The organism is Escherichia sp. E4736 (assembly GCF_005781225.1).
Lineage (GTDB): Bacteria > Pseudomonadota > Gammaproteobacteria > Enterobacterales > Enterobacteriaceae > Escherichia.
Map to the genome: position 1 here is coordinate 253,018 of NZ_VATT01000007.1, position 21,660 is coordinate 274,677.

General features: G+C 51.8%; 19 protein-coding genes. 5 read left to right on the top strand and 14 right to left on the bottom strand.

Annotated features, from left to right (window positions below):
* Positions 1-131: 131 nt before the first annotated feature.
* On the top strand, positions 132-851 hold the full coding sequence (gene fadR / locus FEK46_RS05875; RefSeq protein WP_130215962.1) for a fatty acid metabolism transcriptional regulator FadR: 720 nt from the start codon (positions 132-134) through the stop codon (positions 849-851).
* Positions 852-902: 51 nt separating this feature from the next.
* On the opposite strand, the gene FEK46_RS05880 is transcribed toward fadR, so the two are convergent.
* Complete coding sequence (locus tag FEK46_RS05880; RefSeq protein ID WP_130205627.1) at positions 903-2,435, bottom strand: SpoVR family protein; 1,533 nt, start codon at positions 2,433-2,435, stop codon at positions 903-905.
* 329 nt (positions 2,436-2,764) lie between these two features.
* Between FEK46_RS05880 and dadA the strand changes: the two genes are divergently transcribed.
* Complete coding sequence (gene dadA, locus FEK46_RS05885) at positions 2,765-4,063, top strand: D-amino acid dehydrogenase (protein ID WP_130205629.1); 1,299 nt, start codon at positions 2,765-2,767, stop codon at positions 4,061-4,063.
* A gap of 9 nt (positions 4,064-4,072) precedes the next feature.
* Positions 4,073-5,143 (top strand): catabolic alanine racemase DadX, encoded by a 1,071-nt coding sequence (dadX, locus tag FEK46_RS05890; protein WP_135559645.1) that lies wholly within the window; start codon positions 4,073-4,075, stop codon positions 5,141-5,143.
* Positions 5,144-5,199: 56 nt separating this feature from the next.
* On the opposite strand, the gene FEK46_RS05895 is transcribed toward dadX, so the two are convergent.
* Both FEK46_RS05895 and ldcA read right to left on the bottom strand, forming a co-directional pair.
* On the bottom strand, positions 5,200-6,936 hold the full coding sequence (locus FEK46_RS05895) for a potassium/proton antiporter (RefSeq protein WP_064528688.1): 1,737 nt from the start codon (positions 6,934-6,936) through the stop codon (positions 5,200-5,202).
* 94 nt (positions 6,937-7,030) lie between these two features.
* Positions 7,031-7,945: a muramoyltetrapeptide carboxypeptidase gene (gene ldcA, locus FEK46_RS05900; RefSeq protein WP_130205635.1), complete on the bottom strand. Its 915-nt coding sequence runs from the start codon at positions 7,943-7,945 to the stop codon at positions 7,031-7,033.
* 99 nt (positions 7,946-8,044) lie between these two features.
* Between ldcA and emtA the strand changes: the two genes are divergently transcribed.
* Complete coding sequence (gene emtA, locus FEK46_RS05905) at positions 8,045-8,656, top strand: membrane-bound lytic murein transglycosylase EmtA (protein WP_130205637.1); 612 nt, start codon at positions 8,045-8,047, stop codon at positions 8,654-8,656.
* A 1-nt stretch (position 8,657) separates the two neighbouring features.
* Here the strand turns inward: emtA and FEK46_RS05910 are convergent, their stop codons facing one another.
* Entirely contained in the window at positions 8,658-9,392 is a 735-nt protein-coding gene (locus FEK46_RS05910) for a flagellar brake protein (RefSeq protein ID WP_130259694.1), read from the bottom strand.
* Between the two features lie 198 nt (positions 9,393-9,590).
* On the opposite strand from FEK46_RS05910, the gene FEK46_RS05915 reads away from it, so the two are divergent.
* The gene (locus FEK46_RS05915) at positions 9,591-9,845 is read left to right on the top strand and encodes a GlsB/YeaQ/YmgE family stress response membrane protein (RefSeq protein ID WP_000511315.1); all 255 of its coding nucleotides are present in this window, start codon (positions 9,591-9,593) and stop codon (positions 9,843-9,845) included.
* Positions 9,846-9,894: 49 nt separating this feature from the next.
* Here the strand turns inward: FEK46_RS05915 and FEK46_RS05920 are convergent, their stop codons facing one another.
* The 10 genes from FEK46_RS05920 to dhaK all read right to left on the bottom strand — a co-directional run bounded on the left by FEK46_RS05920 (position 9,895) and on the right by dhaK (position 21,620).
* Positions 9,895-11,865 (bottom strand): TonB-dependent receptor, encoded by a 1,971-nt coding sequence (locus FEK46_RS05920; protein WP_130205641.1) that lies wholly within the window; start codon positions 11,863-11,865, stop codon positions 9,895-9,897.
* 25 nt (positions 11,866-11,890) lie between these two features.
* Positions 11,891-12,745, bottom strand: a complete 855-nt coding sequence (modD, locus tag FEK46_RS05925) for a ModD protein (protein WP_130259696.1) — start codon at positions 12,743-12,745, stop codon at positions 11,891-11,893.
* A complete protein-coding gene (locus FEK46_RS05930; RefSeq protein WP_135559644.1) occupies positions 12,742-13,554 on the bottom strand; it encodes a class I SAM-dependent methyltransferase in 813 nt (270 codons plus the stop codon). The genes modD and FEK46_RS05930 overlap by 4 nt, the downstream gene beginning before the upstream one ends.
* A 9-nt stretch (positions 13,555-13,563) precedes the next feature.
* On the bottom strand, positions 13,564-14,322 hold the full coding sequence (locus FEK46_RS05935; protein WP_135559643.1) for an ABC transporter ATP-binding protein: 759 nt from the start codon (positions 14,320-14,322) through the stop codon (positions 13,564-13,566).
* Complete coding sequence (locus FEK46_RS05940) at positions 14,319-15,299, bottom strand: iron ABC transporter permease (protein ID WP_135491169.1); 981 nt, start codon at positions 15,297-15,299, stop codon at positions 14,319-14,321. Before FEK46_RS05940 ends, FEK46_RS05935 begins: the two co-directional genes overlap by 4 nt.
* Positions 15,299-16,321 carry an iron ABC transporter substrate-binding protein gene (locus FEK46_RS05945; RefSeq protein WP_135559642.1) on the bottom strand — a complete coding sequence of 341 codons (1,023 nt, stop codon included), beginning with the start codon at positions 16,319-16,321 and terminating at the stop codon, positions 15,299-15,301. The genes FEK46_RS05940 and FEK46_RS05945 overlap by 1 nt, the downstream gene beginning before the upstream one ends.
* Positions 16,322-16,658: 337 nt before the next feature.
* Entirely contained in the window at positions 16,659-18,356 is a 1,698-nt protein-coding gene (locus tag FEK46_RS05950) for an alpha,alpha-trehalase (protein WP_135559641.1), read from the bottom strand.
* 121 nt (positions 18,357-18,477) lie between these two features.
* On the bottom strand, positions 18,478-19,896 hold the full coding sequence (gene dhaM, locus FEK46_RS05955) for a dihydroxyacetone kinase phosphoryl donor subunit DhaM (protein ID WP_130205655.1): 1,419 nt from the start codon (positions 19,894-19,896) through the stop codon (positions 18,478-18,480).
* A 10-nt stretch (positions 19,897-19,906) separates the two neighbouring features.
* Positions 19,907-20,539, bottom strand: coding sequence for a dihydroxyacetone kinase subunit DhaL (gene dhaL / locus FEK46_RS05960; protein WP_135559640.1), 633 nt, complete (start codon positions 20,537-20,539; stop codon positions 19,907-19,909).
* Between the two features lie 10 nt (positions 20,540-20,549).
* The gene (gene dhaK / locus FEK46_RS05965; protein WP_130215987.1) at positions 20,550-21,620 is read right to left on the bottom strand and encodes a dihydroxyacetone kinase subunit DhaK; all 1,071 of its coding nucleotides are present in this window, start codon (positions 21,618-21,620) and stop codon (positions 20,550-20,552) included.
* Between the last annotated feature and the right edge of the window lie 40 nt (positions 21,621-21,660).

Here is a 21,660-nt window from a genome sequence, read left to right on the forward strand (position 1 = left end):
TGATCAAGGAGAAAGAGATGCAGAAAATGAAGCCTTGATCCCTTTTTTCTTCTTTTTGTCTGCTATCAGCGTGATTAGCCCTCTGGTATGATGAGTGCAACTTTGTTTTGCTGTGTTATGGAAATCTCACTATGGTCATTAAGGCGCAAAGCCCGGCGGGTTTCGCGGAAGAGTACATTATTGAAAGTATCTGGAATAACCGCTTCCCTCCCGGGACTATTTTGCCCGCAGAACGTGAACTTTCAGAATTAATTGGCGTAACGCGTACTACGTTACGCGAAGTGTTGCAGCGCCTGGCGCGAGACGGCTGGCTGACTATTCAACACGGCAAACCGACGAAGGTGAATAATTTCTGGGAAACCTCCGGGTTGAATATTCTTGAGACGCTGGCGCGACTGGATCACGAAAGTGTGCCGCAGCTTATTGATAATTTGCTGTCGGTGCGTACCAATATTTCAACCATTTTTATTCGCACCGCGTTTCGTCAGCATCCTGATAAAGCGCAAGAAGTGTTGGCAACCGCCAATGAAGTGGCCGATCACGCCGACGCCTTTGCTGATCTGGATTACAACATTTTCCGCGGTTTGGCGTTTGCTTCCGGTAACCCAATTTACGGTCTGATCCTTAACGGGATGAAAGGGCTGTATACGCGAATTGGTCGTCACTATTTCGCTAATCCGGAGGCGCGCAGTCTGGCACTGGGCTTCTATCACAAGTTATCGGCATTGTGCACTGAAGGCGCGCATGATCAGGTTTACGAAACAGTGCGCCGCTATGGGCATGAGAGTGGCGAGATATGGCACCGGATGCAGAAAAATCTGCCAGGTGATTTAGCCATTCAGGGGCGATAATCCCTTCCGTTTAAAAAGCAAACCCCTCAAACGAGGGGTTTTTTGTTGTTTTTACAGATTACCCATTCTTGGCGGGCAACGTTCCAGCAACTCGACGCTGCCGTCTTCGTTTTGCTGTTCGAGCATCACATCAAATCCCCACAGGCGATGCACATGCTTCAGCACCTCTTTACGCCCCCGGTCCAGCGGAGCGCGGTTATGCGGAATGTAGCGCAGCGTCAGTGAACGGTCGCCGCGTAAATCCACGTTCCAGATCTGAATATTCGGCTCCAGATTACTTAAGTTATATTGCGACGATAATCGGTTACGGATCTCCCGATAACCTTCCTCATTATGAATGGCAGAAATTTCCAGATAATTATGGCGATCGTCATCCAGCACAGTGAAGAAGCGGAAATCACGCATTACTTTCGGTGACAGGAACTGGCTAATAAAACTCTCATCTTTGAAATCACGCATCGCAAAATGCAATGTTTCCAGCCAGTCAGAACCGGCGATATCCGGGAACCAGTATTTGTCTTCTTCCGTTGGCGACTGACAAATCCGTTTAATATCCTGGAACATGGCGAAACCAAGCGCATACGGATTTATTCCGCTGTACCACGGGCTGTTATAGGGCGGCTGGAAGACCACATTGGTGTGGCTGTGCAAAAACTCCAGCATAAAACGTTCCGTTACTTTCCCTTCATCATACAGATGGTTAAGGATGGTATAGTGCCAGAAGGTCGCCCAGCCTTCATTCATCACCTGGGTCTGTTTTTGCGGATAAAAATACTGGCTCACCTTTCGCACGATGCGCAGGATTTCACGCTGCCATGATTCCAGCAGTGGGGCATTTTTCTCCATAAAATAAAGCAGGTTTTCTTGCGGCTCGGAAGGATAGCGGCGCGCTTCGGCGACTGTTTTCTCTTCTTCGCGCTTCGGCAGGGTACGCCACAGCATGTTGACCTGACTTTGCAGATACTCCTCGCGACTTTTCTGCCGGGCTTTTTCCTCCTGGAGAGAGATTTTTTGCGGACGTTTGTACCGGTCCACGCCGTAGTTCATCAGGGCATGACAGGAGTCCAGCAGCTTTTCTACTTCATCAACGCCATAACGCTCTTCGCACTCGGTAATATATTTACGGGCAAAAATCAGGTAATCGACAATGGAACTGGCGTCAGTCCAGCTGCGAAACAGGTAATTGTTTTTGAAGAAAGAGTTGTGACCATAGCAGGCGTGTGCCATCACCAGCGCCTGCATGGTAATGGTGTTCTCTTCCATCAGGTAAGCGATGCACGGGTTAGAGTTAATGACAATTTCATAGGCCAGCCCTTGCTGACCGTGCTTATACAGACGTTCGGTTTCGATAAACTTTTTACCGAATGACCAGTGCGGATAGTTAATCGGCATGCCGACGCTGGAGTAGGCATCCATCATCTGTTCCGAAGTGATCACTTCAATCTGGTGCGGGTAGGTATCCAGCCGATAGAGTTTCGCCACCCGGTCTATCTCTGCAAGGTAAACATCCAGCAGGTCGAACGTCCAGTCGGGTCCATCGCTCAAACGTGTGGTGTCCTTATTCATAGAATCGATCGTCGCCATACGCGCACCTCATTGTTGTCGGCGCTCTCTGTGTGGAACGCCTCATTTCAAGCATAGAACACCTGTTAAAAACCGCGTCGCCGGAGAATTTTTTTCTTTGCGATTTCTTATTATCGGAGTGCCAATAATTAGCGTCTCAACGGAATTTTCTGCTGGATAAAAAGCACGTTCAGCAGGAGATGCCAAAGACAGCATATTCCCGCTGTGTCAGGGAGATGTGAGCTGGCTCACCATAAAAAACCCATATGTTGAATAATATTTTCAACTGAGTTATCAAGATGTAATTAGATTATTATTCTTTTACTGTATCTACCGTTATCGGAGTGGCTATGCGAGTTGTCATACTGGGAAGTGGTGTGGTAGGCGTTGCCAGCGCCTGGTATCTGAATCAGGCAGGACATGAGGTCACCGTCATTGATCGGGAACCGGGGGCGGCTCTTGAAACCAGCGCAGCGAATGCCGGGCAAATCTCCCCCGGCTATGCCGCGCCGTGGGCAGCACCAGGCGTGCCTTTAAAAGCGATTAAATGGATGTTTCAGCGCCATGCGCCGCTGGCCGTTCGTCTCGACGGTACGCAGTTCCAGTTGAAATGGATGTGGCAAATGTTACGTAACTGCGACACCAGCCACTATATGGAAAATAAAGGGCGGATGGTGCGCCTGGCGGAATACAGCCGTGATTGCCTGAAAGCATTACGCGCAGAGACAAATATCCAGTATGAAGGTCGGCAGGGCGGGACGCTGCAACTGTTCCGTACCGAACAACAGTATGAAAATGCCACTCGCGATATCGCCGTGCTGGAAGATGCTGGTGTGCCGTACAAATTACTGGAATCCAGCCGCCTGGCGGAGGTGGAACCCGCGCTGGCAGAAGTGGCGCACAAACTGACGGGCGGCCTGCAGTTACCCAATGACGAAACCGGAGACTGCCAGCTGTTTACCCAGAATCTGGCGCGGATGGCGGAGCAGGCAGGGGTTAAATTCCGCTTTAATACGCCAGTTGATCAGCTGCTTTGTGACGGCGAACAAATCTATGGCGTGAAGTGTGGTGATGAAGTGATTAAGGCCGATGCGTATGTGATGGCGTTTGGTTCTTACTCGACGGCGATGCTTAAAGGCATTGTTGATATTCCTGTATATCCGCTGAAGGGGTATTCCCTGACCATTCCGATAGCGCAGGAAGATGGCGCGCCGGTATCCACCATTCTGGATGAAACCTACAAAATCGCCATTACCCGTTTCGATAACCGCATCCGCGTTGGCGGAATGGCGGAAATTGTTGGCTTTAACACTGAACTGTTACAGCCGCGTCGTGAAACGCTGGAAATGGTCGTTCGCGATCTCTATCCGCGCGGCGGTCATGTCGAGCAGGCTACTTTCTGGACCGGTCTGCGCCCGATGACGCCAGACGGCACGCCGATTGTTGGTCGTTCACGCTTTAAAAATCTGTGGCTGAATACCGGTCACGGTACGCTCGGCTGGACGATGGCTTGCGGTTCCGGTCAGCTGTTAAGCGATCTGCTCTCGGGGCGCACGCCTGCTATCCCGTATGAGGATTTAAGCGTAGCGCGCTACAGCCGTGGATTTACGCCATCACGCCCGGGCCATTTACATGGCGCGCACAGCTAAGGAATCGAGATGACCAGACCGATACAGGCCAGCCTCGATCTACAGGCATTAAAACAGAATCTGAACATTGTCCGCCAGGCCGCGCCGCATGCGCGCGTCTGGTCGGTGGTAAAAGCGAACGCGTATGGGCATGGTATTGACCGTATCTGGAGTGCGCTCGGGGCGACTGATGGCTTTGCCTTACTTAATCTGGAAGAGGCCATTACCCTACGTGAGCGCGGCTGGAAAGGGCCGATCCTCATGTTGGAAGGTTTTTTCCACGCCCAGGATCTGGAGATTTATGACCAGTATCGCCTGACTACCTGCGTTCACAGTAACTGGCAGCTCAAAGCGTTGCAAAACGCGCGACTAAAAGCACCACTGGATATTTATCTTAAAGTGAACAGTGGAATGAATCGGCTGGGCTTCCTGCCCGATCGCGTGTCCACCGTCTGGCAGCAGCTGCGGGCGATGGCGAATGTTGGCGAAATGACCCTGATGTCGCATTTTGCCGAGGCCGAGCATCCTGATGGGATTACCGAGGCGATGGCGCGTGTTGACCAGGCGGCGGAAGGGCTTGAGTGTCGACGCTCGTTGTCTAACTCGGCGGCGACGCTGTGGCATCCGGAAGCGCATTTTGACTGGGTGCGTCCGGGGATTGTTTTGTATGGTGCATCGCCGTCCGGTCAGTGGCGCGATATCGCCAATACCGGATTACGTCCGGTAATGACGTTAAGCAGCGAGATTATTGGTATCCAGACGCTAAAAGCGGGAGATCGTGTGGGCTATGGCGGTCGCTATACCGCGCGCGATGAACAGCGAATTGGCATTGTTGCCGCCGGATACGCTGACGGTTATCCGCGTCATGCGCCAACCGGTACGCCGGTTTTAGTCGACGGCGTACGCACCATGACGGTAGGGACTGTCTCGATGGATATGCTGGCGGTCGATTTAACGCCTTGCCCGCAGGCGGGTATTGGTACACCGGTTGAGCTGTGGGGCAGAGAGATCAAAATTGATGATGTCGCCGCCGCTGCCGGAACCGTTGGCTATGAGTTGATGTGCGCGCTGGCGTTACGTGTGCCTGTTGTGACGGTGTAACTTGTTGTAGCCGGATGCGACCAGTGTCGCATCCGGCGATACAAGACGGATCAAACTTAAGATTCGGCTTCTTCCTCCGCTACCCGAACGCCAATCTTCAGCACTTCATTATCTTCTTTCTCGGCCACCGTCCAGATCATCCCGGCAAACTCCACCTGATCACCGACAACCGGAGCCGCGCCTAACAATTGCTGGACAATTTCCCCCAGCGTTTGCTGTTTATCGCGATACTCCCGACCGTCTTCCAGACCATATATCAGCGCCACATCGGCATATTTGGCACTGGCTTCAAGAATGAAGTCACCAAAGAAGCGTTGATCCAGCGCGACTGGCGGTGACTGGCTGAACAGTTTACCGAGCGCCGGGAGATCGCGTTCCCGACCAATCACGCACAAGACGTCGCCTTCACGCAGTCGGGTGCTGCCAGTGGGATGAAGCAATTGGTTATCACGAAATAGTGCCGCAATACGCGTCTCTTTTGGCATATGCAGATCGCGCAGCGCCGCGCCCACGCACCATTTATCGGCACTCAACTGATAAACAAACTGTTCCCACGGGTTTTCCGGATGAATATCAAGGCCAACGCGTGATACCGGGCGTCCGACGGGCGGAACCACCACTTTGGCTTTTTTCGCCGCCCACGAGAGCGACGTTCCCTGTAACAACAGCGAAACCAGAACCACGAAGAAGGCGACATTAAAGAACAGCCGTGCATTCTCCAGGCCCGCCATCATCGGGAACACCGCTAGGATAATTGGCACCGCGCCGCGCAGCCCGACCCAACTGATAAATACGCGCTCGCGCAAATTGAAGCCACGGAACGGCAGCAATCCGGCAAATACCGAAAGGGGACGAGCGAAGAAAATCATCCATGCGGACAAAATGAGCGCTGGAATGGCAATAGGCAGTAAGTCGCTTGGGTTAACCAACAGCCCAAGCACCAGGAACATGGCGATCTGCGCCAGCCAGGCGAGGCCGTCGAAATTCTGCAGAATGCCGTAGCGGTTGCGAATAGGGCGATTACCCAGCAGAAAACCGCACAGATACACCGCCAGAATACCGCTACCTTCCAGCGCAGTGGTTAATGAGAAAATCAGAATACCGCCGCTTAATGCCAGCAATGGATATAATCCGGCGGGCAGGGCGATGCGGTTGATCATTTGCAGCAGTAAATAACCGCCACCAAGACCTATTACAATGCCCAGACCAAATTGTTGCAGAATATCGACAATGAACATCCAGCTAATATTGCTCTCATGATGCTGGATCATCGCAATCAGGGTAATGGTCAGAAACACGGCCATCGGATCATTACTGCCGGATTCTATTTCCAGCGTCGAGCCAACACGTTCGTTAAGCCCCTTGCCGCCAAGCAGAGAAAATACCGCAGCGGCATCCGTGGAACCGACAATGGCGCCGATTAATAAGCCTTCAATCAAATTGAGATTAAACAGCCACGCCGCCATCATGCCGGTTAAACCAGAAGTAATCAGCACGCCCACCGTCGCCAGTGACAGCGCCGGACCTAACGCCACGCGAAATGAACTGGCCTGGGTACGCATCCCGCCGTCGAGCAAAATAATCGCCAGCGCGAGGTTACTTACCATGTAAGCAAAAGGATAATTATCAAACGGGATGCCGCCGACGCCATCAACCCCCGCCAGCATGCCGATCGCCAGAAAAATAACCAGAATGGGAATGCCAAGACGGGAAGAAAATGAACTAAGTAAAATACTGCTGGTGACAAGGATGGATCCTAAGATGAAAAGGCTAATTATTGTTGTGGCATCCAACGGTCGGTTACTCCTGATTACGCTGTCTCTTATATAAACCCTACCATATTAGCGGCAGAAACAGCGTTTTACTTAGCCCTGAAACGTGATTTTTTTACACTTTAAGAACAGGATGACCACTAATCGTCAACTGTGTGCCTTCCTGGGTGTGATTAAGGATGGCATGTGCGCCCAACGGCAGCGTAACTGTGCGTTGTTCATGACCAAAATCGAGGCCAGTTATGAGTGGAATAGACAGGCGGGAACGCAAGAACGCGTACACCGACTCCAGGTTGTAACCCGCGTCATAATTATTGGGCGTGCTACCACTGAAGCTACCGAGGATAATCGCCTTCTGACGCGGTAAAATTCCGGCATGATAGAGCTGTAACAGCATACGTTCGACGCGGAAAGGGTGCTCGTTAATATCTTCCAGCACCAGAATACCGTTCTCAATTTGCGGCATCCACGGCGTACCAATCAGCGAAATCAGCATCGCGAGATTGCCTCCCCACAACGTGCCTTCGGTCCGACACGTCGGGCCTTCCCCTTGCCATTCAATGGTGAATGTTTCATTGCGTAATGCCAGCCAGAAATGGTGCTCGGTAAAGGCGTTCAGCTCTTCCGCGCCAAAATTCGCCACCAGCATCGGGCCGCTAAAGGTGATGACATTACCCTGGGTCAGCAGTCCACACTGGATGGCTGTGAAATCGCTATGCCCGCAGATCAGCAACGGATTATGTTGTTGGCGAGCAACCAGCGCCTGCCAGTCAATATCCGCCAGTAAGCGGCTGGCGCCGTAACCGCCGCGAACCGCCAGTACGATAGTGTTGGGTGATGTCAGCCCTGCAAGGGAATTAATATCCGCCAGACGCTCCGTTTCCGTACCTGCAAACCGCTCACAGCGACGGGCAATGACCTCTACGTTATTGACCTGATGACCCGCATCCATCAGGCGTTGAATACCGCGCTGCGCGGCGTGCTGATTAATGCAGTAACCCGACGGGGCGATTAAGTGAAACTGAGACATGGCAATTCCTTGCTGACAACAGAAACGAATTGTATATCATGCCGCTTAGGTGTGCCGTTGTCACCTCAACGGCGATTCCAGGCTATAAGGATAGATGAAGTGAAATTGAGATGGTTTGCCTTTTTGATTGTGTTATTAGCGGGTTGTTCATCAAAACATGACTATACGAATCCTCCGTGGAACGCGAAAGTTCCGGTACAACGTGCAATGAAGTGGATGCCAATAAGTCAGAAAGCCGGTGCTGCCTGGGGTGTCGATCCACAATTGATCACGGCGATTATCGCTATCGAGTCGGGCGGTAACCCGAACGCGGTGAGTAAATCGAATGCCATTGGTTTGATGCAGTTAAAAGCCTCCACGTCCGGACGCGATGTTTATCGCCGTATGGGCTGGAGTGGTGAGCCGACGACCAGTGAGCTGAAAAATCCAGAGCGTAATATCTCAATGGGGGCAGCTTACCTGAATATTCTGGAAACCGGCCCGCTGGCAGGTATTGAAGATCCGAAAGTACTGCAATATGCGCTGGTAGTGTCATACGCTAACGGGGCAGGCGCACTGCTACGGACTTTCTCCTCAGATCGGAAAAAGGCGATCAGCAAAATCAACGATCTGGACGCTGACGAGTTCCTCGATCACGTCGCGAGAAATCACCCCGCGCCGCAGGCTCCACGCTATATCTACAAACTCGAGCAGGCTCTGGACGCAATGTAACTCAGTCGCGTACTTTGTCCGCTTTCTCACGGGCTTCCCGCTCCAGTGAGAAAATAATTCGCTGTAATTGCCGCTCCACCGTCGGGCTGACGTTAAGAAAACGAAAGCTCAGACGGGGAGTGGAGACGGTTTCATTTTTACCATCAATCAATTTACGCTCGCTGATCGTCAGTAACTGGGCATCAAAGTGAAAAATGCCCCATTGTCCCATGTTGACTTCAATCTGTGCGAAGCGCATGCCTTCTTGCAATCCGGCAGGCTTTGCCGTTTCCAGTAATGCGCCCATGCCGCCTAACGACAAATCATACAGGCGAAAACGTAACGTGCTGTTATCCGCCAGTTTGGTCTGGCAAAAATAAGGCGGATGGAGCGGGGCGGAGATGCGGAAATATCTGCGTCGCTGCACAAACCATAGCGCGGGAGGTGGTGCGGTAATAAAGGCCGGAAGCTGCAGGTATTCACTTTGCTGTAATTGTTCAACAGTAAACTCGACTTTCGCACCCTGAGTTTCGGCGGTAATGGTAATGTGCCGCGCCTTAAGCACGGCATTGTTGTCTTCTGCTTGACTGCCGTAATCCAGCACCAGCTTATCCGAGGTTATTGCCAGTATTTTGCTGATCAGTTGACCGTCACTCCAACTGATACGCAAGGGAATTGCGGCTTTATGCAAATCGCGTAAAACGCCCAACACTGCTAAAGGATTTTGTTTCAGGAACTGCTCATGGTAGTGACTCACGCGGAAAAACTCCTGACCGACAAACTGTCTTTGGTTTATCGGTAGCGATTAACAAAACTTTATACAAATGAGAATTTTTTTTACATATTGGCTGCAAATCAACCGCCAGACGCCCAACATCAAACTTACCCTTGCCTATACTTAGAGCGTTGACGTAAGCATTTCTTGCGTCCTGTTCATAGAAACGAGGGCCTGAACATGGGAATTATTGCCTGGATTATTTTTGGCCTGATAGCCGGCATTATCGCCAAGCTAATCATGCCGGGGCGTGATGGTGGTGGATTTTTCCTGACCTGTATTCTCGGGATAGTCGGTGCGGTGGTCGGCGGCTGGCTGGCGACCATGTTTGGCATTGGCGGCTCCATCAGCGGTTTTAATCTGCACAGCTTCCTGGTGGCGGTAGTGGGAGCTATTCTCGTTCTGGGCGTATTCCGCCTCCTGCGAAGAGAATAAGATTTTCATAAGGCGGATAGCGATACAGATGCCGCTATCCGCTTTCACATCAGAACGTATACTCGACACCTGCCCAGAAATTGCGACCTTCTTCAATAAACCCTTCACTGTAGGCATATTGGGTATCAAACAGGTTATTGACCGACGCATTGACGCTGAAGCCATGACCTAAGGCGTAATCGGCTCGAATGTGGGTCACCGCAAAACCGGCGGCTTTTTGTGAACCGTCACTGTTGCTGTAGCTGGAGGAACGCGCCTCTTCCGACAGTGTTACGCTTAACGGCTCCCACGGTTTGAGAGTCATCCATGCGGTCATTGTCTGCGTTGGCAGATCGGTTATCTTGCCGATGTCTTTGCGTTTGGCGTCAGCGTGGATCAGGGCGTAGCTCAACCCTACATCCAGTATATTGCTGATTTTCCCCTTAATACCGGCGTCCAGACCGCTGTAATCCACCGTGCCGCTGTTCTGGTTTTGAATGGTATCGGCATCGATATTGTGCGAGAGGATGGCATCACTCACCCGATTATAGTAAACGCTGACCTCAAATCCCCAGTCGCGCGTGAAGGCACCATTCCAGGTTAAATCTACCCCGCGCGCGCGTTCCGGCTTGAGCTGCGGGTTAACAATCGCTATCTGGTTATACGCTGGTTTGGACGTGGTATAGCGTTCTTTCAGCGTCGGAAAGCGTGTGCGGTCATAGTACGAAAGCGCCAGCGTGTCTTCATTGGCAAAGTGGTATTTCCCCATCACCTGCCAGTTAAAAGCTGACTGATTGTTGTCGTCATAATGGGTGATGCTGCCATCGTTCTCATGTTTTTTCGCTTCTACGCTATCGCGCCAGTCATAGCTGATTCCAGCCACGACATCGACATTATCGGCGGCAGCCCATTGATATTCACTGGCGAGCGACCAGGTGCGATCTTCATAGCGATCGTAAGCGGCGTGCGGCGCACCTTTTTCCCGGTGTACGTCATCTTTCCAGTTAACGGCAAACGACAGCAGATCGTTTTCACGCACATCGGCTGCCAGTTGTAATCCGGCACCGTCGCTGTAATCGGAATAATGGCTGTAGCTGCCTTTTTTATTTTTCAAATCAGCCAGCGAGTTGTACATCATTAGCGTATTTTCAAAGGTGTCGCGATACAGCCGACTTTTCAAAGTAAAACGCTCGTTTAGCTGGGTCGTTCCCTGATAGTAAAAACTTTCTTTATCATACTCCGGCCACTGCCAGTAGCGTGATTTCTGACCACTGTTTCCGCTGTATGGCGGGTTATCTTTTTCACCATCCTGCTTAATGTAAGTCAGTGTGTATTCATCGTTTTCACGCGGTGTAAAACCGAGCTTCACAATGCCGCGTTTATCATCAGCCGATGAGTTAATCATCTTGCCGTGTTTGCCTGCAATATCGTTATTTACACCATGCGGCAGGCCGAGAAAATCCTGCTTTAGCTGGCTACCGCTGACTTGCAAATACCCCAGATCGCTGCTGGCGGCAAATGAAGCATGCATATCGTAGGCATTGTCCTGGCTACGGCTCCATCCCTGGCGATATCCCAGATTTGCTTCCAGAGGTTTCGTTGGCTTCTGGGTGGTGATATTAATGGCACCGCCCATCTGATTAGGCCCCTGAAGCAGCGACGAATACCCTTTGGAAACTTCGACCGCGCCCAGATTGTTGGTCAGAATCCGCGCCAGATCGAGGTTGCCGTCATAGGGAACATAAATCGGCACGCCGTCGAAATAGACCGGTACCTGACGGCTATCAAAACCACGAACTTTGACCTGTTCTTCGTTGCGGCTGCCTGACTTTTGCAGCACTACGCCAGGGACGACGCTTAATGCCTGAGCGACATTCTGCTTATCCAGGGCCTTCATGGTGGGGTGATCGAGAACGGTGGTCGTCGTCGATGATACCGGACTGGACCATACGGTCAGCGTGTCGCTCTCCTGAGCCGCTACGGCCTGCTGGGTAAAGGCAAGTGATAGTGCTGTGCAGAGATAACGTTTTTTGAGTCTCATAGAATAAATTCCGTTTAACAAAGAATTAAAAAGAGGCTGCGGGTTGCAGACTGACTTTGATGTCAGCCGGTGCCGCGTAATAAGGCGCGGAAGTAATAAAAAGGCGAATGCCGCAGTCGAGGTAATTTTTGAGTGTCGTCAGATTAATTCCGCCGGTCAGAGCCAGCGTGCAGTGGGGAGCCAGCGACGGCGCTATTTGCGCAATTTCAGTTGCCTGCTGCGGACTAAATTTGTCGAGCTGAAGTACGTCTGGTTGCGCACGTAACGCGGCGATAGCCTCTTCAGACGTGTCGGCTTCAACAACAATTTTCTTCTCGGGGGCGTGGCGACGTAACTGGGCGATTGCGCCCGACCAGTCCTGATTGTCAGCAAGAAAATGACGGTGGTTGGCGAACAATAATATAGTTTCCGCACATCCGGCACGGTGAATCAGCCCGCCAGCGGCAATGACAGCTTGTGTTGCCAGCAACCGGGTTCCAGGGATAGCTTTTCGGGTGCAGGCGATATTGCCGTCAGGATAACGTTCACGAAGCAACGCCAGCATTTGAGCGAGATAATCTGAGACGCCGCAACTCCACTCCAGTACGTTCTGGACCGCTTTCCATCCCTGATGAAGTGCAGCAGCGTCGCCGTGAGCATGGATCAGCCGCTGACCTGCATCCGCTTGTGAACCGTCGCTGACCGCGTCATCAATGGTTAACCCCAGCGTGGTTAACATCTTACACGCGACAGAAACGCCGCTGACGCAGCCGCCCTGACGGTGAAAAAACGCAATATAGCCAGGCTGGTGTCCAATATTTAATGCCCGCGTGGTCAGGTCACCGCCCTGGATATCTTCCAGAAGTAACGCATCGATTTGTGCCTGAGAAATGAAGATCATCGCAGTGCCTCCGGCGGCACGCTATCCCACCAGATGAGCGCCCAGTCGCGGCTGGCAGGGGCGAGGGCACGAGCATCTTGTTGTTGATACCAGCGATATAACCGCTCACGCTCATCGTCGTTAAGCGTGCCAAGACTCCAGCTGACATTCTGCTCAAAACGTTCCCAGGTGCTGTTATCCTGTTGGCAATTTTGTCCACGGATAAAATCGACGTGAGCATAAATTCCCATTTGATACAGGACGTTGAGCGCAAAGATATAGTTGGGTAATTCGATCACTTCCCGACCTGCCGCCCGCTGAATGGCCGGGGAGACGAACGAGGTGCTGACCAGATGGGTGGTGTAGACGCGCAGCCGTGCCTGATTATTCAGTTTGCTCATTGCCTGGCGCATATCAGCCACCAGTGTGGATCGGGAAGCCACGGCAATATCGCAGCGTGGCAGGTCACTCCAGTCCTCTTCCCAGGCGCGCTGGATCCAGTGGACATTGTCTGCCTTCAGCGCGGCGGCGCGGCGGGCGGCAACGTTCAGCATCCCCTGACTGTAATCAACGCCATAAATCGTAGTGAGTTTGTCAGCCTGCGCCAGCGATACGGTGCCTGGTCCGCAGCCCATATCGAATAAGGTCTGCGCGCCTTGCAGGTCAATTTTAGCGATCAGTTGTTGCAGGTAGCTGTCCGTTGGCGAGGCACAATTTTCAGCCATTTTCTCCGCCCGTTGATCCCAGTGATCGGGCGTTTTTTCTGTGCGGTGAGCCAGTTTGAGTTGCTGCAGATAAAGGTCTGCAAAATCAATATCATCAATGAGCATGATTGTTCCTTAGCGGCTAATTGCAGAGAGGTGATGATGAATTTGGTCGGCAGAAACCCGATACAGGGTCGCCAGTTTGTTCGTTGTTAACTGTTCGGTCGGTAAGCCTTGTGTTACTCGTCCATCTGGCTCTACCTGGATAATGCTGTCGGCAATGGCGTTGGCATGGAGCGGATGGTGAGTCGACATTAACATTGTCATGCCGTTATTTTTTAGCTGCGCCAGCGTGTCCAGAAGTTGGATCTGATGACCGAAATCGAGGCTGGAGGCGGGCTCATCCAGTAACAACAAGCGCGGTTGTTGGACGAGTGCACGGGCGATTAAAGCCAGCTGGCGTTCACCACCGCTAAGGGTATTCCAGCGTCTTGTCGCCAGATGCAAAATACCCAGCTTTTCCAGTTGTTCCGTTGCTTTCAGGCGTTCTTGCTTACCGGGAAGGGAAAAAGCGCCCATGGTGGGGGCCAGGCCCATCAACACCATATCCAGCACACTGAAAGCAAAAATACCGTCGTGCGCCTGCGGTACCCAGGCAATTGCTTGCGCGCGCTGGCGATGGCTAAGTGTCTGAACAGGGATGCTATCCAGTAAGATCTCGCCCTTTAATAACGGAATAACGCCAAGAATGGAGCGCATGAGTGTGGTTTTGCCGCAACCATTGGCGCCAAGCAGACAACAAATTGTTCCTTGCGACAGGGCGAAGGAAACGTCACTTAGCACCGGATGGCGGGAGTAACCCAGAGACGCATGACGGACGGCAAGCAAAGTCACTGGCGACCTCCGCGTAACAACAAAAGCAGGAAAAACGGTGCGCCAACAAAAGCGGTCAGAATGCCGAGCGGGATTTCTGTTGTCCCAATGCTGCGCGCCAGCGTATCGGTAAGCAGGAGCAGAATCGCGCCAGTACACATTGCCATGGGCAACTGTTGCTGATGGTTATGACCGGTCAACAAGCGGGCAATGTGCGGAACGACCAGACCAACCCAACCAATAATGCCCGCTATTGCTACCGTGCTGGCGGTGATTAGTGTGGCGCAGACAATCAATCCTAATCGCAGACGCGCAACATTCAGCCCCAGCGAACGGGCTTCGTCATCAGAAAGCGTGAGTAAATTCATGCGCCAGCGGAGGAATAGCAGAGGAACGGTGCCAGCCAGAATGAGCGGTGCCGCGTAGTAAAGGTCGCGTAAGGTTACCGTAGACAGGCCACCGAGTAGCCAGAAGGTAATCGAGGGCAACTGGGTATAGGGATCGGCCAGCGTTTTAATTAGCGATATCCCCGCTCCACACAGCGTTCCTAACGCAATGCCGACCAGCACCAGCGTGAGCACCGGATCGTGACGAGTCACCCGACATGTAATCAGCCAGACGCCCGCGACCACCAGCAGACCGCCGAAAAATGCATAGAGTTGGATGTAAGCTATCGATAATCCCCACAGGATTGCAGCGCAAGCACCAAGTCCGGCACCGGCGGAGACGCCTAAAATATCCGGTGAAACTAAGGGATTACGGAACATCCCCTGATAGGTGGTTCCGGCGCCTGCCAGCGCAGCGCCCAGTAACAACGCCGCCAGAATGCGCGGCACGCGGATTTGCCAGAAGACAATTTGTTCCTGCACAGGAACATCTTCTTGACGAAGAATTAGCGCCAGCAGTTGCTGCATATCGAGATGATAAGCCCCATTTACGGCGGCAAAAGTGATACTGATAGCTGCCAGCAGCAGAATACATCCGTTCGCGGTTCTCATTAGCTCGCCACCATTTTTTGATAGTCGGCGTCACTTAATGGGCAATGCCAGAACAGTTGAGCGTAACGTTGCATATCGTTTTTAAACTGGCTGTTGACTGCGGGATCCAGCCAGGCGTGGAGTCTGCGCAATCCCAGAAGACGGTTGATTCCCGGCGGGGCATCCAGCCAGCCGAAAGGCAAGCCACTCAAAAACAGGATGCGATGTTCCGCAACGGCTTTTACGCCCTGCCAGAGAGGATCGTTACGGATAAAGTTTGCAGTCACAGCATCCTGAACCAGAATAATATCCGGCTGCCAGCGCAGTAGATTTTCCATGGAAACCTGTGCCAGGCCATGGCGATCGGCTATTTGCGCGACGTTGTGCAAACCTAATAATTCCGCCGCCTCGGTATGCAACGAACCCTGTAAGCCCGTTTCCAGCCCTCGGGGACCGCGCGCAGCATAAAAGCGGAGGTTAGCGGCGGGTGAGGTGGAGAATGCCTGAGCTTCACCGACGAAGCGGCTGGCGAGATTGACTTGTTCTGCGGTGCGGTGCTCTTCGCCTAATGTTTTGCCCAGCGTTGTTAACTGTTCTGCCGATTGCTCCAGTTTCCCATTAAGCAATAACCAGGGGATTTGTGTCTGTTCGCTAACCTGCCGTGCCTGGGAGAGCCAGGTTTCATCCGTATTGCCGCAATCAACGACCAAATCGGGCTGCAATGCCATAAGCCCTTCCATTGAAAGCGAACTGGCGCGCCCGGCGAGTCGTCCAAGTTTAGGTAAATGACGTATTGCCGGAGTTAATGGAATTGCCGCCTCGCGAGCAAAGTCAAAAGAAGAAAAACCGACCAGTTTTTCTGGCGCGACAGCCAGCAAAAGCAGATCGGCAGGCGCACCGGCACTGACAATACGCGTAATTTTTTTGGCTTCAGGAAGCGTCAATGAGGCCCAGAATTTAACTGATTGTGCAAAGGACGGCAGATGATGCAGGAACAAGGTAGATGCAAGAGCCTGCGTAAACATCCGTCTGGTTAGTGACATAAGTAATATCCTGACAATTAAAACCGCTATATATTTACATATATATCGGTAAAGATCATGTTTGATGTCAAGATTTGTCTAAAGAAACAGAATGATCTGCTTATTTGCTAAACAACGCATTGTTCAACAAGAAAATTGTCAGGGAGAATGCGTGAGTGGCGGAAAAATATAAATAGAAGAGTAATGATTAATAAATTGATAATGTAAAATTAATATCTTCTCTGATATAAGAAAATTAAGACATAGATCGTATAATAATCGATGTTTGGTTTTTCGTGGAAAAAAAGAGCAATGCCAATTTTATGCGCGCAATGGCATTGCCCGATATACAGCAAAGTTAAGACGTAGGTTCCGCTTCTTTTTGTTTAACCGGCTGTGTGGTTGATTTACCGGTCGGACGCGTTGCCGGAACGTTGTCACACGGTTGTTCTTTCGGGCAGATCAAATCGAGCATTTTCAGCGTGACGCCATTGGTCCAGCCAAAGCCATCCTGCAACGGGTATTCGCCACCGCCGCCACCTGTTCCGGTGGTACTGACATCATATTTCTCGACCAGCTTCTTCTCCCGGTCATAAGTGTGCTGAACATTGGTCAGGAAGTGCCAGCTAATGTCCATCGCCACCTCGTTCTGCCCGTAGTTTTGCAACCCTTCTGTCGCGACCCATTGCAGCGGAGCCCAGCCATTTGGCGCATCCCATTGCTGTCCACTTTTAACCGATGTGGTGTTCAGTCCGCCAGGTTGCAACAGATGTGTTTTAGTGGCAGCAGCCATTTTGGTCGCGCGATCTTTTGCCGCTGCAATGACATAAAGCGGGAACAGGGCGGCGGCAGTTAACTGATTGCGTACTTTATCGCTCTTCAGATCGTAGTCGGCATACCAGCCATGTTGATCGTTCCACAGGTATTTTTCGATCCCTTTCTGACGGGCATCGGCGAGCGTTTCATATTGGCTGGCCATCGCGTTATCCCCGGCGACTTTACTGGCGCGGGAGAGAATTTTCTCCATCTTATACATCAGACTATTGAGATCGACCGGTACGATGCTGGTGGTGCGTAACGTATTTAACTGCTGCGGGTTGTCCATCCAGCGTGAACTGAAATCCCAGCCAGACGCGGCGGCAGAACGCAGATCGCGGTAAATTTCAGTGGCAGGGCGGTTCGGATTACTTTTGGCGGTGGCAATATCTTCTACCCACGACTCCGGGCGTGGCGTATCGTGGTCATCCCAGTAGCGGTTAAGAATAGTGCCATCCTTGAGTTTAACAACGCGTTTTTCCTGTTGCCCGGCCTGCAGGTTTTCAATACCGTCCATCCAGTACGCGTACTCTTTTTGCAGTTGCGGCAGATATTGTTTCAACGCGTCGTCACCTTCGTGTTGCGCGAGTAACTCCACCATCAAGGCAAAAAAGGGCGGCTGCGATCGGCTCAAATAATAGCTGCGGTTACCGTTTGGAATATGCCCATAAGTATCTATTTCATGACCAAAGTTGGCCACCATGTCCGCCACTTTATCCCAGTGACCGCTTTCGGCAAGCCCCAGCATGGTAAAGTAACTGTCCCAGTAATACACTTCGCGAAAACGACCTCCCGGCACGACATAGGGTTTCGGCAACGGCAACAGAGAATCCCATTGTTCGGTACTTTCGGTAGAACGGGTTAACACCGGCCAAAGTCCGTCAATGTGTTCGCGCAGTGACTGCCCCTTTGGAGGCACATATTTTTCTCCCTCTTTCGGCAGGGTGAAATTGACGTTAACGAAATGGCGCAGATCGAACCCGCTCTGATTCTGCTGCATCCGGTAGTCTGCGAGGATCATTAATGGATCGCTGTTAGGAATGGCATCGGCAAAAGTTTTTTGATCAGGAAAAAGTTTGGCGTTTTGCACATCGTTAAACAGAGGGCCTAACAAAATATCAGGCGATTGTGGCGTCACCGGTGTTTCTTCTGCCTGTGCAGATAGCGCGGTGGCACACAATAATACGGCAGCAGGTATTAACGCCACTTTCTGCGAGCGACGAGGGACAAGTGGTTTCATCAATCATTCTCCTTTGGCGATACCGAACAAAACGGTATTCAAGTATCAGAAAACCTTAGTTCAGGATCGCCGTAAGAGCATGATTGAAATCTTTTTCTGCGAACTGACAGACAAATCTAATTTAACTCTGATGCCTGAAGCATTGTGCTTTTACATCCAGCGTTAGCGTCTCTTCAGGTTGAATCGAATACAGCTTCTCTCCCTGCTGACAAATCCAGCCAATACCCAGTTCACGGGCAATTAGAGCGCTGTGGGATACCGGACTTCCGGCACTAAGGCAGATGCCCTTAACGACTGTCGGATCCAGTTGAAGTACCGTGGAGGGATAAATGTTCTCCGCCAGTAAAATGGTCGGCGCGCTAAACTGAGGGAGTTCTTCTTTTGTCTGTGTCAGGTGGAGCAGGGTGCGATGCAGAAGATCGTCCACATCAATATAGCGAGCCTGCAAATATTCATCATCAATCTGCTGGTATTGCTGGCTAAGTTCTTTAAGAACCTGCTGCCAGGCATACTCCGCCGTGCAATGTTCATGCTGAAGGAGTTCGCTTGCCGCTACCCGCAGTTCAGGATCGTCTAATAGTGTATGGTGGCCGGAAAAAATTGCTGCGATATCGTCGAGCCCGCTTGCTTCTGCCTTTGCCGTTAACGTCATCAGATCTAACAACGTGAAGTCAATTGCCTGGCGTAACCGTTCCTGTTCTTCTTCCACGCTCAGTGATGATTTCGCCTGTACTGTGCATAAAACCGGTTGATAATAAAAGGCTTTGCCTGTGACAGGCGGAACTGGACGCAGAGTTGGCGGTGCAATCTCTTCCATTTCACCAAAGTTATCTTCAGCCAACTGGCGAAAAGCGGCTAACGCCTCTTCAGCCTCTGGCCCTTTTGCAATCAGGCGCAGCGTATCGTTACAGCGGACTTGTAACAGCGCAATCTGGTTAATACTCTCCGGTGTTACGCACTTACCGTTTTTCTCCAACAACATGTCTGCATTAAATGTCGATAAAGTATAGACCAGTCGGGAGGCTGGACGGACGTGGAGTCCGTTACGGTTTTTAATCACCACTGCCAGAGAACGGGCTTCTTCATCGTGCGAGGGGCATATGTCGGAGATTTCAGTAGCGGATGATGGTAAACCCAGTTGTTCTCGTTTGGCTTCCAGCGCATGCATGGCGTCATGGATGACTTTGTCGATATCCGCTCCCGAGGCTGCGCTGACGGCGGCTGCTAACGTTCCTTCGACCAACGGTGCAGCGCACAAACGTACTCTCGCGGCGATCTCTGGCGCCAGCAATTCCAGTGCGGTTTCTGCACTCAATAACGCACTCCCCATATCCATCATGACCAACACATGGTCGGCATCGGCAACGGATTCGATGGCTTCCATCACTTTGACGGCATCTGTACCGATGGGATTCTGCGGATCGTCAATTCCTGCGGCAATGGCGATTTTACAACTATCGCCCATTAACATCTGGCGAGCTAATTCACCGACACCTTCTCCCAGTCGGGCGCTATGTGAAACTATGACCAGGTTTACCATCACCAATTCCTTACTCTTTTGCGGCTAACGCCAACATTTGCATCATAAACATCACGGAGGTTGCACCAGGATCCTGGTGACCAATACTGCGTTCACCGAGATAACTGGCGCGGCCTTTGCGGGCTTGCATCGTAATCGTGCTTTGTGCGGCGGATTCCGCGACGCTACTGGCGGCTTCGAGCGCCGCCGGAACAGAAAGGTTTTGCTCACTGGACTGGCGTAACGACTCAACCACCGGCCCCCAGACATCGCACATGGTTTTATCGCCGGGTTCTGCTTTCCCCCGGCTGATTACGCCGTCTGCGCCATCACGGAACATCTGATAAAGCTCTATCAACGTCAGGCTTTGACGTGCCTGAGTTGCCTGTGCCGCACGGATAAAGAACGTACCGAACAGTGGGCCGCTGGCACCGCCGACGCTGGAAAGCAACGTCATGCCGGTATTCTTGAGAATGAAACCGATGTCTTTATCCGCGATGGCAGGGAGTTTTTCCACCACTTTGCTAAAGCCACGATTCATATTTAGCCCGTGGTCAGCGTCGCCGATTTCACGATCCAGCCCGGTAAGATAATCGCTCTCTTCGCTGAAAATTTCTCCACAGCGAGTGAGCCAGGTAACAATTTGAGTTCTGCTCAGTGACATGGTTATCTCCTTATTTACCCCAGTTAAGCGCCGGGGTGTGGACCGGGGCGTCCCATAACGCCAGCGTTTCGTCATCAACTTTCAGTAAGGTGATGGAAAAACCGGTCATGTCCAGTGAGGTGCAGTACGCGCCGATTAAATTGCGCTCGATAGTCAAGCCAGCTTGCTGGCAACGCGTGGTCAGGCGGTTATAGACGCCATACAGTTCAGAAAGCGGTGTCGCGCCAAGATTGTTGACCAGCGCAATCACTCGATCGCCAGACTGAAGCGGTTGTTTAGTTTGCGTCTCTTCCTGCCAGCTACCTTGTCGATAATCCCAGAAGCGCAGCGTGCGGTGGTATGTGCCATTTTCCAGCAGCGTGTCGAACATTTCATCGACAGTTTGATCAAGAGAGGAGAAGGGGCGGCGGTCAATACCCGGCTCACCATGAATGCCGACACCAAATTCCATTTCATTATCTGCCAGCGTAAAAGAAGGTTTGCCTGCAGCAGGGACGGTACAGGCACCGAGGGCGATACCAATAGAGTGGCCCTGATTGTTCAACTTACGCCCCAGTTGTGCACAAGCCTCCAGCGAGTCACCGCGTTCTGCCGCTGCGCCAACAATTTTTTCAATTAATACTGTATTGGCAACGCCGCGCCGCCCGGCGGTATAAAGACTGTCTTTTACTGCAACGTCGTCATCAATGACCACGGTGGTCACTTTTACGCCACTATCGTGCAGTAATTCGGTCGCTGTCTCGAAGTTAAGAATATCGCCGGTATAATTTTTGATAATCAGCAGTACACCTTCGCCACCATCGATTTGCATGGCACATTCAAAAATTTTATCGGGCGTCGGTGAGGTGAATATTTCGCCCGGACACGCCCCCGAGAGCATACCCTGGCCAATATAACCACAGTGCATGGGTTCGTGTCCGCTGCCGCCGCCCGACAATAACGCCACTTTTCCTGCAATTGGCGCATCGGCTCGGGTGACATACACCGGATCCTGATGCAGTGCCAGCGAAGGATACGCTTTCGCCAGTCCCGCCAGTTGTTCGTTCAGTACGTCTTGCACATCATTGATCAATTTTTTCATTATTTTGCTCCAGCAATTAGGGTAGGGCATGGATGATGTT